This is a genomic window from Pseudomonas oplopanacis (assembly GCF_057128725.1).
On record NZ_JBSKHV010000002.1, the window covers coordinates 115,604 to 129,480 of the forward strand.

At 59.1% G+C, this 13,877-nt stretch carries 10 protein-coding genes; 2 read left to right on the forward strand and 8 right to left on the reverse strand.

The features are described 5' to 3' along the window. From ACWKV5_RS04840 to ACWKV5_RS04875, 8 genes are all read right to left on the reverse strand, one after another. On the reverse strand, window positions 1-1,485 hold the full coding sequence (locus tag ACWKV5_RS04840; RefSeq protein WP_483840402.1) for an APC family permease: 1,485 nt from the start codon (window positions 1,483-1,485) through the stop codon (window positions 1-3). A 226-nt stretch (window positions 1,486-1,711) separates the two neighbouring features. Continuing rightward, window positions 1,712-3,136: a gamma-aminobutyraldehyde dehydrogenase gene (locus tag ACWKV5_RS04845; protein WP_483840403.1), complete on the reverse strand. Its 1,425-nt coding sequence runs from the start codon at window positions 3,134-3,136 to the stop codon at window positions 1,712-1,714. A gap of 78 nt (window positions 3,137-3,214) precedes the next feature. Next, the gene (locus ACWKV5_RS04850; RefSeq protein WP_483840404.1) at window positions 3,215-4,024 is read right to left on the reverse strand and encodes an ABC transporter permease; all 810 of its coding nucleotides are present in this window, start codon (window positions 4,022-4,024) and stop codon (window positions 3,215-3,217) included. Beyond that, entirely contained in the window at window positions 4,014-4,961 is a 948-nt protein-coding gene (locus ACWKV5_RS04855; protein WP_483840405.1) for an ABC transporter permease, read from the reverse strand. Before ACWKV5_RS04855 ends, ACWKV5_RS04850 begins: the two co-directional genes overlap by 11 nt. Window position 4,962: 1 nt before the next feature. After that, window positions 4,963-6,000, reverse strand: a complete 1,038-nt coding sequence (locus ACWKV5_RS04860) for an ABC transporter ATP-binding protein (protein ID WP_483840406.1) — start codon at window positions 5,998-6,000, stop codon at window positions 4,963-4,965. A gap of 248 nt (window positions 6,001-6,248) precedes the next feature. Further along, on the reverse strand, window positions 6,249-7,400 hold the full coding sequence (ydcS, locus tag ACWKV5_RS04865; protein ID WP_483840407.1) for a putative ABC transporter substrate-binding protein YdcS: 1,152 nt from the start codon (window positions 7,398-7,400) through the stop codon (window positions 6,249-6,251). A gap of 82 nt (window positions 7,401-7,482) precedes the next feature. Beyond that, window positions 7,483-8,970 (reverse strand): gamma-aminobutyraldehyde dehydrogenase, encoded by a 1,488-nt coding sequence (locus ACWKV5_RS04870; RefSeq protein ID WP_483840408.1) that lies wholly within the window; start codon window positions 8,968-8,970, stop codon window positions 7,483-7,485. Between the two features lie 100 nt (window positions 8,971-9,070). After that, a complete protein-coding gene (locus ACWKV5_RS04875; protein ID WP_473655765.1) occupies window positions 9,071-9,985 on the reverse strand; it encodes a LysR family transcriptional regulator in 915 nt (304 codons plus the stop codon). A 176-nt stretch (window positions 9,986-10,161) separates the two neighbouring features. On the opposite strand from ACWKV5_RS04875, the gene ACWKV5_RS04880 reads away from it, so the two are divergent. Together ACWKV5_RS04880 and ACWKV5_RS04885 are read left to right on the forward strand one after the other, a co-directional pair. After that, on the forward strand, window positions 10,162-10,845 hold the full coding sequence (locus ACWKV5_RS04880) for a tellurite resistance TerB family protein (RefSeq protein WP_483840409.1): 684 nt from the start codon (window positions 10,162-10,164) through the stop codon (window positions 10,843-10,845). Window positions 10,846-11,171: 326 nt separating this feature from the next. Then, the gene (locus tag ACWKV5_RS04885; protein ID WP_483840410.1) at window positions 11,172-13,859 is read left to right on the forward strand and encodes a YncE family protein; all 2,688 of its coding nucleotides are present in this window, start codon (window positions 11,172-11,174) and stop codon (window positions 13,857-13,859) included. Window positions 13,860-13,877: the final 18 nt, after the last annotated feature.

Consider the following 13,877-nt stretch of genomic DNA (forward strand, 5'->3'; position numbering starts at 1 on the left):
TTACCGACTAACCTTCCACGCATCCCCCGCAGGCGCAGTCCCGTGGTCATACGGCTTGGCAATCCACATGTACAACAACCCCAGGCCAATCACGATCGCCGTGCTCAGTACCATGGCGTAGTTGATGTACCACGCCGCATCCGGTGTGCGCGGCCAGGCCATATTGATGATTGCGCCGATGCCATACACCAGCGCGCCGATGTTCACGGCCCAACCCCAGGCGCCGAGGGTGAATTTGCCGCTCGGTTTCCAGCCTTTCATGCGGGCATAGAGGGCCCCGAGCACGATCATCTGGAAGGCCAGGTAGATGCCGATGGCGGCGAAGCTGACGATGGTTGCCACGGCATCCTGCAGGAAGAAGCCGAGGATGATGATCAACGCCGGCAGGACGCCGGAGACGAACAGTGCCGCTACCGGGACCTGAGTGGTTGGCGAGATTTTCTTCAGCAAGGAGCTGCCGATGACCATTTCATCGCGAGCGTAGGAATACAGCAGACGGCTCGCCGCCGCTTGCAGGCTGATGACGCAGGAGATGAAGGAAATCATCACCACGCCCATCACCACTTTCGAACCGACCGGGCCGAAGGCGTTGTTGAGGATGGTGGTGACCGGGTCCTTGTCGGTGCCGTTGATCACGGCTTGCATGTCCGGTACGGCGAGGATCAGCGCCAGGCAGGCGAACATCGCTGCGATGCCGCCGATGTAGATGGTCATGCGCATGGCCACCGGAATTTTCTTGCTCGGGTTCGGGGTTTCTTCGGCCACATCGCCGCAGGCCTCGAAGCCGTAGTACAGGAACATCCCCGCCAGTGAAGCGGTGAGGAAGGCTGGCAAGTACGAGCCGTCGACGCTGATGTCGAAGGTGTTGAACAACACGCTAAGCGGCTGATGACGCTCGAACACCAGCAGGTAAACGCCGACGATCACCGCGCCGACCAGTTCGCACAGGAAGCCGAACATGGCGATGCGCGCCAGCACCTTGGTGCCACTGAGGTTGACCAGGGTGGCGAACAACGTCAGGAACAGGGCGATGACGATGTTGGTGTTGTTGCTCGGCTCGAAGCCCATCATGGCGGCCAGGTACGGACCGGCACCGACGGCAACGGCGGCGATGGTGACGCACAGGGCGATGGAGTAAATCCAGCCGACCATCCACGCCCACTTTTTGCCGACCAAGCGGCGGGCCCACGGGTACACGCCACCGGAAATCGGGAATTGCGAAACCACTTCACCGAAGATCAGGCACACCAGCAACTGGCCGCACCCGACCAGCAGATAGGCCCAGAACATCGGTGGACCACCTGCTGCGAGGCAGAGGCCGAAGAGGGTGTAAACCCCTACGACCGGCGAGAGGTAAGTGAAGCCCAGGGCGAAGTTTTCCCACAGGCTCATGCTGCGATTGAAGTTCGATGTGTAACCCAGTTTGCGTAGCTGTTCGGCATCGCTGTCAGCGACGGGTACAGCAAGTTCGGGTGTTGTATCCATAGTGGGTCAGCTCCGGAAAATCGGCAGATTTCGGATGTCCGAAACCGTGGCGGGGCCGTGAGGCGCTGCCCGGATCGGTGGTTATTGTTTTGGCTTCTTTGGGGTGGAACCTGGTGATGCTTACTGCCGGTTTCTGCCTTGAAACCGAGGTGGCGCCTTCGCGAGCAGGCTCGCTCCCACAGGGGGAATGCATTCAACTGTGGGAGCGAGCCTGCTCGCGAAGCTTTTAGTGCTTGAACATCACATGCCGAACGACGGTGTAATCCTCCAGTCCATACATCGACATGTCCTTCCCATAGCCGGACAGTTTCTGACCGCCATGGGGCATTTCACTGACCAGCATGAAGTGCGTATTCACCCACGTGCAGCCGTACTGCAAACGAGCAGACATCCGATGCGCGCGACCGACATCTGCGGTCCAGACCGACGACGCCAGGCCGTAGTCCGAATCGTTGGCCCAGCCCAACACCTGCGCTTCGTCGGTGAATTGAGTCACCGACACCACCGGCCCGAACACCTCGCGGCGAACGATTTCGTCATCCTGCTGCGCATCGGCCAACACGGTCGGCTCGAAGAAGAACCCGTTGCCTTCCACAGCCTTGCCGCCGGTGATCAGGCGAATGTGCGGTTGTGCGATAGCGCGCTCGACAAACCCGGCCACACGGTCGCGGTGTTGCGCGGTGATCAGTGGGCCCAGTTCGGTCGACGGATCATCCTGCAAACCGTACTTGATGCTGCTGACTGCCTCGCCGAGTTTCTCGACGAATTTTTCGTAGATGCCGGCCTGCGCATAGATACGGCACGCGGCAGTGCAGTCCTGGCCGGCGTTGTAGAAACCAAAGGTGCGGATACCTTCCACGGCGGCGTCGATGTCGGCGTCGTCGAAGATGATCACCGGGGCCTTACCACCCAGTTCCATGTGCATGCGTTTGACGCTGTCGGCGGTGCTGGAAATGATGTTCGAGCCGGTGGCAATCGAACCGGTCAGCGAGACCATGCGTACCTTCGGGTGGGTGACCAATGGGCTGCCCACGCTAGGACCACGACCAAACACCAGATTGAGTACGCCGGCGGGGAAAATGTCCGACGCCAGTTGAGCCAGACGCAGGGCGGTCAGTGGAGTTTGTTCCGACGGCTTGAGCACCACGGTATTACCGGCAGCCAGGGCCGGGGCGATTTTCCAGGCGACCATCATCAGCGGGTAGTTCCACGGTGCGATGGAGGCGATCACGCCCACCGGGTCGCGGCGGATCATCGAGGTGTGGCCCGGCAAGTATTCACCGCCCGCCGAACCGCTCATGCAACGACTGGCGCCGGCGAAGAAACGGAACACGTCGGCAATCGCCGGGATCTCGTCGTTCAGCGCGGCGCTGTAAGGTTTGCCGCAGTTGTCCGATTCCAGTTTGGCCAGCTCTTCGCCATGGGCTTCGATGGCGTCGGCGAGTTTGAGCAGCAGCAACGAGCGCTCTTTCGGCGGGGTTTGTGACCAGCTGTCGAAGGCAGCATCGGCGGCGCGCACGGCGGCATCGACCTGGGCTTCGCTGGCTTCGTTGATCTCCACCAACACGCGACCCAGGGCCGGGTTGAACACAGGTTGGGCGGGGCCTTCGCCGTCGATCAGTTGGCCGTTGATCAAGAGTTTGGTTTGCATGGCATTTGTCCTCATTGCAGCTTTTATTGTTCTGTCGAAACCGCTCCCACAGTGGATGGGGTTCCTGCAGTTATCCGGTTATTTCCCGCCGCTACCGGCCACACTCTCGCCACCCCGGGTCAGGTAATAGGCGCCAAGGATCGGCAGCATGGTCACCATCATCACCAGCATCGCGACGACGTTGGTCACCGGCACGTCCCGTGGGCGGCTGAGCTGGTTGAGCAGCCACAGCGGCAAGGTGCGTTCATGGCCGGCGGTGAAGGTGGTGACGATGATTTCGTCGAACGACAGGGCAAACGCGAGCATGCCGCCGGCCAGCAACGCCGAGCCAAGGTTCGGCAGGACGATGTAGCGGAAGGTCTGCCAGCCATCGGCACCGAGGTCCATCGAGGCTTCGATCAAACTGTGCGAAGTACGGCGCAAACGGGCGATGACGTTGTTGTAGACGATCACCACGCAAAAGGTCGCGTGGCCGACGATGATGGTGAACATCCCCGGCTCGATCCCCAGCGTCTTGAAGGTCGCCAGCAAGGCTATCCCGGTGATGATCCCCGGCAACGCAATCGGCAGGATCAGCATCAGCGAGATGCCTTGCTTGCCGAAGAACTCCCGACGGTACAACGCCGCGGAGGCGAGGGTGCCAAGGACCATGGCGATCAAGGTCGCGACGGTGGCGATCTGCAGCGAGAGCTTGATCGCTTCCAGCACGTCCGGCCGCGAGAACGCCACGCCGATCCACTTCAGGGTGAACCCCTTGGGTGGAAAGCTGAACGCTGCGTCTTCGGTGTTAAAGGCGTAGAGGAAGATGATCAGGATCGGGAAGTGCAGAAACACCAACCCGCCCCAGGCTGCGATTTTTAAACCTAATGAAGGCTTTTCAGAGTGCATCGAAGGCCCCCAGTCGTTTGACGATAGTCAGGTAGATAGCGATCAACACAATTGGCACCAGCGTGAAGGCCGCGGCCATCGGCATGTTGCCGATTGCGCCTTGCTGGGCGTACACCATGCTGCCGACGAAGTAGCCCGGCGGGCCGACCAGTTGCGGCACGATGAAGTCGCCCAGGGTCAGCGAGAAGGTGAAGATCGAACCGGCGGCGATGCCCGGAATCGACAGCGGCAGAATCACTTGCATGAAGGTCTGGCGCGGCTTGGCGCCGAGGTCTGCCGAGGCTTGCAGCAGTGATGGCGGCAGACGTTCCAGCGAGGCCTGGATCGGCAGGATCATGAACGGCAGCCAGATGTAGACGAACACCATGAAACGGCCCAGGTGCGAGGTCGACAAGGTGCTGCCGCCCACGCCCGGAATACCCAGCACGAACTGCAACACCGGCTCCAGCCCCATGTGCTGAACGAACCACTGCGCGACGCCGCCCTTGGCCAGCAGCAAGGTCCAGGCATACGCCTTGACGATGTAACTGGCCCACATTGGCATCATCACCGCGATGTAGAAAAACGCCTTGGTCTTGCCGGTGGTGTAGCGCGCCATGTAGTAGGCGATCGGGAAGGCAACGATGGCGCTGGCGATGGACACGACTACCGCCATGCTCAAGGTGCGCAGGATGATGTCGAAGTTCGAGGGTTGAAACAGCGCAGCAAAGTTGGCCAGGGTCAGGTCGGGTGTGACCGCCATGGTGAAGTCATCGAAGGTGTAGAAACCTTGCCACAGCAACACCAGCAACGAGCCGAGATAAATCGCGCCGAACCACAGCAGCGGCGGCACCAGCAGCAGCGACAGGTAAAAATTCGGCCGGCGGTACAACAGGTTGGAAAACCTGCGCAACGGCGAACCGTTGGCCGGGGTTTGAGGGATAGCCACGGTGTTCATCTCACACCCCGCCGACAACGGTGTCGTGCAGCGGGATCATCGCTTCCCGTGCCCAGCGAGCGCTGATGCGTTGCCCGGTCTGGTGCTGGGCGCTGACGTCCAGCCATTGGTTGTTGGCCTGGCTGATGTTCAGGGTCTGGCCGTTTTCCAGTTTCATCTCGTAGCGCGTGGCGCTGCCCTGGTACTGAATGTCGTGGAGCAAACCGCTGACTTCGATCTCGTGGCTGGCCAATGGGCCTTCAGCAAATCGCACATGTTCGGGACGAATCGAAAACGGCTGTGGATTGCCACTCAACTGCCTGGCCAGATCGCCGCGAATCACGTTCGAGGTGCCGACGAATTCGGCGACGAAGGTCGTTGCCGGTTTCATGTAGAGATTGCGTGGGGTGTCGACCTGCTCGATGCGGCCCTTGTTGAACACGGCCACGCGGTCGGACATCGACAGCGCTTCGGTCTGGTCGTGGGTGACGAAGATGAAGGTGATGCCGAGTTGGCGTTGCAGTTTCTTCAGCTCGCTTTGCATCTGCTCGCGCAGCTTCAAGTCGAGGGCGCCCAGCGGCTCGTCGAGCAGCAGCACACGCGGGCGATTGACCAGGGCGCGGGCCAGGGCTACACGCTGGCGTTGACCGCCGGACAGCTGCACTGGTTTGCGCTCGCCGTAGCCACCGAGGGCGACCATGTCGAGGGCTTCTTCGGCGCGTTTCTGGCGCTCGGCTTTACCAACGCCTTTGACTTTCAAACCGTACGCGACGTTGTCGAGGACGTTCATGTGCGGGAACAGTGCGTAATCCTGAAACACGGTGTTGACGTCACGCTCATACGGCGGCAGCCCGGCGGCTTCTTCGCCATGAATGCGGATCGAGCCTGCGCTCGGTTGTTCGAAACCGGCGATCAGGCGCAAACAGGTGGTTTTGCCCGAGCCGGAAGGGCCCAGCATGGAGAAAAACTCGCCGTCCTGAATGTCGATGGAAACCCGGTCTACGGCTTTCACTTCGCCGAACAGACGGGAAACGTTGGTGAACTGGACTGCAAGCGTCATGGTGCGGTGCTCCAAAAAGGCGAGGGCCGTCGCAGCGGCCCAGCCTGGACTTCTGAAAAAACAGTAATTCGTAAATCAGCTTTGCTTCTTGAAAATCGTCGATTGCGTAAAGTCGTTTCGGGAGCGTAGCGAGCGGCGATTAGCCGTGTCCGGCCAGCGCGCAGCCCCCGGAGCGTACGTTAGTACGTGAGGAGGCGAGCACTGCCCGGGCGCGGCTGGTCGACGCGCAGTAGCTACCGGAATGACTTTTAGCGGCCGCCCATGATCGCGATGTAGTCCTGGGTCCAGCGGCTGTACGGCACGAACTTGCCGCCTTCAGCCTGCGGGGTTTTCCAGAAGGCGATTTTCTCGAACTGGTCGAAACCGTTGGTCTTGCAGCCTTCAGCGCCAAGCAACTCGCTGCCGGTGCACGCCGCCGGTACCGCTGGCAACGAACCGAACCACGCCGCCACATCACCCTGGACTTTCGGGGTCAGCGACCAGTCCATCCACTTGTAAGCGCAGTTCGGGTGCTTGGCCTCGGCGTGCAACATGGTGGTGTCGGCCCAACCGGTGGCGCCTTCTTTTGGAATGGTCGAAGCAATCGGCTGCTTCTCGTTCATCAGGCCGTTGACCTGATACGGCCAGGCACCGGAGGCGACCACGCCTTCGTTCTTGAAGTCGCTCATCTGCACGGTGGTGTCATGCCAGTAGCGGTGGATCAGCGGCTGCTGGGCGCGCAGCAGATCGAGCACGGCTTTGTACTGGGCTTCGGTCAGTTCATACGGGTTCTGGATACCCAATTCCGGCTTGGCGGTTTTCAGGTACAGCGCGGCGTCAGCGATGTAGATCGGGCCGTCATAGGCCTGCACGCGTCCCTTGTTCGGCTTGCCGTCCGGCAGGTCTTGGGCATTGAACACCACGCCCCAGCTGGTCGGCGCGGTCTTGAATACGTTGGTGTTGTACATCAACACGTTCGGGCCCCACTGGTACGGGGTGCCGTAGGTTTGTTTGTTGACCACGTACCACGGCGCATCTTTCAGGCGCGGGTCGATGTTTTTCCAGTTCGGAATCAACGCCGTGTTGATCGGCTGCACGCGCTTGCCACCGATCAACCGCAGCGAGGCATCGCCGGATGCGGTGACCAGGTCGTAACCGCCCTTGGCCATCAAACTGACCATTTCATCGGAAGTGGCGGCGGTTTTCACATTGACCTTGCAACCGGTTTCCTTCTCGAAACCGGTCACCCAGTCGTAGGCCTTGTCGCTTTCGCCACGTTCGATGTAGCCCGGCCAAGCCACAATATCCAGCTGACCTTCGCCGGCACCCACCGCTTTCAGCGGTTCGGCGGCCTGGAGGCTGGCACTCGCCAGCAGCGCGGTGGTGATTGCACTGAACAGTGCGGTCTTGTGCACGAACATGGGAATTCCCTCTTCTTTAATTATGGTCGGGGCAGTTGTGAACGTGGTGAAGCATGCCGTTAGCGGCTTGTTATTAGCGTAGTCAGAGATGCTGGCCGTGGCGCGCCATGATGTGCCGCACCACGCTGTAGTCCTGAAGCGAATCGCTGGATAAGTCTTTGCCGTAGCCCGAACGCTTCAAGCCGCCATGGGGCATTTCGCTGACCAGCATGAAATGGCTGTTGATCCAGGTGCAGCCGTACTGCAAGCGCGCCGCGACTTGCATCGCCTTGTCGAGGTTCTGGGTCCAGACCGAGGAGGCGAGGCCGTATTCCGAGTCGTTAGCCCAGTCCACCGCTTGTTCGAGCCCGTCGAAACGGGTCACGGTGACCACCGGCCCGAACACTTCGCGCTGGACGATCTCATCGCTCTGCTTGCAGCCGGCCAGCAACGTCGGCTGGTAATAGAAGCCGGCACCGGAATGCACTGCCGCGCCGGTCACGCGTTCGATGTGCGGCTGGCCGAGGGCGCGTTCGACGAAACTGGCCACGCGGTCGCGCTGACGGGTGCTGATCAGCGGGCCGATTTCGTTATCGGCATCGCGTTTGCCGGCGAACCGCAGGCTGCTGACCGCCGCGCCAAGCTCGGCCACCAAACGGTCATGAATCCCGGCCTGTGCATAAATCCGGCACGCGGCGGTGCAATCCTGACCGGCGTTGTAATAACCGTAAGTGCGCACGCCTTCGACCACCGCTTGAATGTCCGCATCGTTGCAGACGATCACCGGCGCTTTGCCGCCGAGTTCGAGGTGCGTGCGCTTCAGGGTTTTCGCAGCGGCCTGGAGGATTTTTTGCCCGGTGACGATATCGCCGGTCAACGACACCATGCGCACTTTAGGATGGCTGACCAAGTGGCTGCCGACCCCTTCACCGCCGCCGCAGACAATGTTGATCACCCCGCGCGGCAGGATCTCGGCCAAGGCGGGCGCCAGTGCCAGAATGGACAGCGGCGTGTGTTCGGACGGCTTGAACACCAGCGTGTTGCCGGCGGCGAGGGCCGGGGCGATTTTCCACGCGGCCATCATGATCGGGTAATTCCACGGCGCGATGGACGCTACGACCCCGATTGGATCGCGGCGCACCATGCTCGTGTAGCCCGGCAGGTATTCGCCGCTGAGCTGGCCGGTCTGGCAGCGCACGGCGCCAGCGAAGAAACGGAACACATCCACCGTCGCACTCAAATCATCCTGACGGGCCAGGTGCAACGGCTTGCCGCAGTTCAGGGATTCGAGACGGGCGAGGAGGTCGGCTTGTTTTTCGATGGCGTTGGCGATGTCCAGCAACAGGTTCGAGCGTTGCTGCGGTGTGGTCCGCGACCAACTGGCGAAGGCGTGATGGGCGGCGAGGATGGCGGCTTCGACTTGCTCGGTGCTGGCTTCGGCGATGTGCGTCAGCACTTCCCCGGTGGCGGGGTTGAGGATCGGTTCGACAAAACCCTGGCCTGCGACCAATTCGCCATCGATCAACAACGCGGTAAACAACGGGGTCTGCGCGCCAGCCATTTTTCGGGTTCTCTTTTCTTGTGTGGCCATGCTGCTCCCAGTGACTGGGGCCCGGCCGTCTTATAGATGCAACAAGACTAGTGCGCGGACCTGAGGTCGACAAATACTAAATACTGAAGGTGGCGTTCGATTAAATAGATGGCTTGCGTCCGCCGTGGGGTTGCTCCCGGGCGACGGTCAGGAACGGATCGACCAGCGCCGGGCGCGCGGTGCCGCGACGCCAGGCCAGGCCGACGTCGAGGGTCTGGCTCAGGTCGGCGATGGGCCGCGCTTCGATGATGTCGCCCTCCAGCGACCACGGGCGATAGGTCATGTCGGGCTGGATCGAAACCCCCAAACCGGCGGCCACCAGGCTTCGCACGGCTTCCGTAGACGCTGTTCGCAGCGTGATGCGCGGTTGCAAAGACGCGGCCGACCACATGCGCTGGGCATTGCGGTCCATTTCATCGACGTTCAGTTGAATCAGCGGCTCTCGCGCCACGTCGGCGAGGTTGATGCTGTCGTGCTCCAGCAACGGATGCTGCGCCGGCAGCCATAACCGGTGGGGCGAATGCGTCAGGACTTCGGTTTGCAGGGCGTGACGGTCCTCGAGGTTGGAGAGGATCAGCACGCCGACATCGATTTCGCCGCTGACCAGCAAATGCTCGATGTAGGGGCGTTCATCCTCCATCACCCGGATCTCGACGTTGGGGTAGGCGCGCTGAAAACGGGTGAGCAAATCGGCGAGGTAATAACCGGCAACGAGGCTGGTCACGCCGACGATCAACTGCCCGGCAACCTGATCGGTGCTCTGTTGCAGGCTGCGCTTGGCGTTGTCCACCGTGGCCAGAATCAGGTGCGCCTGACGCAGGAATTGATGCCCCTGGTGGGTCAGGGTCATGCCTTTTGCGTGACGGTTGAACAGGCCGACGCCAATTTCCTGCTCCAGTTGCTGGATCGCCAGGGTCAGGGTCGATTGGGAAATGAACGCGGTTTGCGCGGCGGCGGAGATCGAGCCGGTCTCGGCCACTGCGATGAAATGACGAATCTGACGCAGGGTCATCATGGGGAAGGTACCCGGTGGGCGGTTTTTATAGATTCGCTTGAGTGTATATCGTTTTAATCGATGGGCCTGTGGGCGTTACAAGATATGAGCAACATCTGGAAGCACTCTCGCCGGCAGGGGGCGGGCACTTTCGATCTAGGCTGGTGGCCGGTTACCCCTTTCGTGGAGACGGCAAAATGAATACCCGTGGTTTGCTCGATCAACTGCTCAAGTCCGGTCAAGATCTGTTGCAGAACAAGGCTGGAGGCACTCAGAACAAGGCGTCCAGCGGTGGGCTCGGTGGTTTGCTCTCGGGCGCCAGCGGCGGTGCGATAGCGGCGGGCGCCATGGGGTTGTTGCTCGGCAGCAAAACGGGCCGCAGTGTTGGCGGCAAAGTCGCCCTCTATGGCGGCCTCGCGGCACTCGGGGCAGTGGCTTACAAAGCCTTTGGCAACTGGCAGGCGCAGCAAGGCACCGCGCCGAACACTGAACCGCAAACACTCGACCGCTTGCCCCCGGCGCAGGTCGAGCTGCACAGCCAGGCGATTCTCAAGGCGTTGGTCGCTGCCGCCAAAGCCGATGGCCACGTCGATGAGCGCGAACGAGCGTTGATTGAAGGTGAGTTCACCAAGCTCGACAACGATCAGGAATTACAACAATGGCTGCATGCCGAACTCGGCAAGCCACTGGACCCTGCGGAAGTTGCCCGCGCCGCCAGCACCCCGGAAATGGCCGCCGAAATGTACATCGCCAGCGTGATGCTGGTGGATGAGCAGAACTTCATGGAGAAATCCTACCTCGATGAACTGGCGCGGCAGTTGAAGCTGGAGCCGGGGTTGAAGGCCGAACTGGAAAAACAGGTGCGCCAGGCGTTGACATAATTCTTGTGGGATCACCGGGCCATCAGTCGCTTGTACCGGCCCCCGATTACCGCTCGGGAAGATCGCATGACCTCGCAGAATCGTCTGACGCGCCGACCGGTTTAACCCAATGCACGCAGCCACAGAGCCCTCCCGCAAGCTCAAGTAAATCTGGAAGGTAGCCGCGCCGGCAAAATGTTGGGGGATGAAATGAATATCTGTCGGTGACCGTTCGTCTTGAAACACCGCATACCTGTTATTTCTGACAGTAGCCGGGAAAGCGTTTCAGGGATTTGATACCGCTACCTATGCCGCTCTTCGCGGCCTGTCGAATGGGAGCGCGTTTCATGACTGATATCTCACGTGCGTCCGGAATCCTGGCGCTGTCGCCACTCAAAATTCCGGGTTCAAAGCCAGGCGTCAAATCGGAAGATCCCAAGGTACTGGATCCTGTTGGGGTGCCATTGGTGCTCACTGCAGGCAGGCATCTGAAAGTGGTTGCGGACCCGCCCTATCCGGAGGCTGATTCTTTGGAACTCCATCATAACGGCGTGCGTATCACAGTCCCTTTCACGGTCGACCCGAATACTCAACGCACCACTTTCGAAGTGCCCAGGGCCCGGCTTCGTGAGGGGGCGCACGCTTTTCATTACGTAACCAAGCGCTTTAGTGACAATGACGAAACGTCCCCCACGCAGTGGGTGTTGTACAACGAGAGTCTGCCGGGTGGCGACGACCCGATAAATGACGGCAAGGACATCCACGAAGGGTTGGGCATTAAGTTGCCTGAATATGTCATACAAAACGGCGTCGACCTGGTAACGGCCGGTCCAGGTGTCCCGCTTGCCGTCACTTACGCGAATATCAGATTGCACGACGTGGTGATAGTGACCGCCAGAAACGGCGACAACTACTTTGAGTACGAATACACCGTGGTTCAAAAGGATCTAGTCGGGGGGGCGTTCAACATCCTTCTGCCGATAGCCTTTTTCATGGGGGCCGGTAATGGTAACGCTGTCGGGATTTCTTATACGGTATATGACCAGCTGGAGAACCCTACCCAGAATTCACTGCCATCGCCGTCCCTCTCGATCAAGGTCGACCTGACGCCCAAAGTGGAACTTCCGACCGCTCCTTTTGTACCGGGGCTGGAAGGCAAAGTGATCATTCCCATCAAATACACCACGGGTTTCGTGGTCCGGGTGGATTGGGCCAAAGGCTTCAAACCCGGCGATAAAGCCAAACTGGTGGTGAAGGGCGGGGCCGCGGGAGCAGGGACACCGGTATTCACCTTTGTCGCGCTCAATTCCAACTTCCGCGCGAACTTCCAGCTGACTACGGCGTTCATCCTGGCCAACGCGGGTCGGGAGGTGGTGTTCACGTGGATCCTGTTGAGTGGTGGCGTGGAGACGGAGTCCGAGCCGTTGACCCTGACCATCGAGAGCGTCAACGTGACGGATCCGAACTTTCCGAAGCCGGAAATTGTTGAGGCCTATGGGACGAACGCCGTGGATCTGCGGGCGTTTACCGATGATGCACACATCGTTTGTGCGCCTTGGCCGCTTATCGGGCTGCTGCAGAAAATCTGGGTACATGTGTTGGGTACCGGCAAAGATGGCAATCCCAAGACCGTCGCGATTGCAGTGGGCAAAACCTTGACGCCGGAACAGGTCCAGAAGGGGCTCGAGTATGTATTGCTTCGCAAAGACCTGGAGTTGTTCGCGCCGGGTAAAGAGTTGAGGGTTCGGCTGCAAGTGGACTTCTACCCCAATGAAGTCGACGGCACAAAAAAGACCTTTACGTTGGCACGCTACACACTGGTCACGGCGGGAATGAAAGCCACGCTGGAGTTTCTCAATGCGCCTTATCGCATTGCGCCAATGGGGCACTTGACTGGTATTAAGCTCAAGTTGGTGGACGAAAATGGAGAGTTCATCAAAGAAAAATCGGTGTATGTGACTATTCCGAGCAATTTCAAATACCCGGACGGCACTACCGGGCGACGTGAGTTTAAGACCGGTTTGTTTGGTGTGTTGGAAATCCTGGGCGTGACGGGGGCGGATGCACCTGGTACGACTTACATCATCAAGGCGGAATATGATGGCAATGTCGTGACCGCGAAGCTGGATGTTACAAGTCGAGGGAAAACTGGTGAGATGGATTTTGGTTTTACCACAAACGGTATCGCTCCAGCTTGGCAATTCGGTAGTGTTGCAATTAGTCCGGATGGTACGAAAATTTTAGTGAGTAAACCGCACCCAAGTAATGGCTTTTTGGCAGTCATTGATGCCGCAACCCTGCAGATGGTGGGTGCGCGAATAGAAAATTTAGGCATGAATTACTTTGCGATTGCTCCTGATAGTGACCAGGTCTTTATGAGCAGCTCTTATGGTTATTATCATTCAGCTATGAGCTTGTCGTCAGGAGAGCAAGCCCGGATTGAGACGACTGGTTTTAATTCTGGGGAATGTGTTTTTAACCTAGAGGGTACCCATGCATATACTCTTTTCACGCACGGGATGACGAAAACAGACATTGCGCTCAAGCGTGATAAGAGTACAGGATTGCCGGAAGCTAATTTAATTGTCATGGCTCCTGATGGTAAAACCATATTTACTTTTCGTACTTATGGTTCAGAATTATTCAGTATTTCTACAAGCAGCGACTCATTAATTAAGCGAGCAAAGCTGCCCTGGCATGCACACTCACTAGCAATAAGCCCGGATGGAAAGCACATTTACGCTAATGATTATAATGCACAAAAGATAATGGTCATTGACTCCACAAGTCTGCTCGTAATCCACACTGTCGACGTTATTCAGCCGGGCGTGATTACTTTGAGTCCGGACGGTCGACTGCTCTATTTTTCCAGTGAGGGATCCAAAGTGAAAGCTCTTGATACTGTGAACCGCAAGGAGGTCAAGACTTTTGTTGTTGCAGGCGATCCATGCAGCCTGACGCTCAGCCTTGATAGTTCCCGCCTGCTTGTCGTTTATAAAAACAAATCGATTATCACCGTTATTCAAGTCGAGTAATTCTGGAGGCAGGTATAA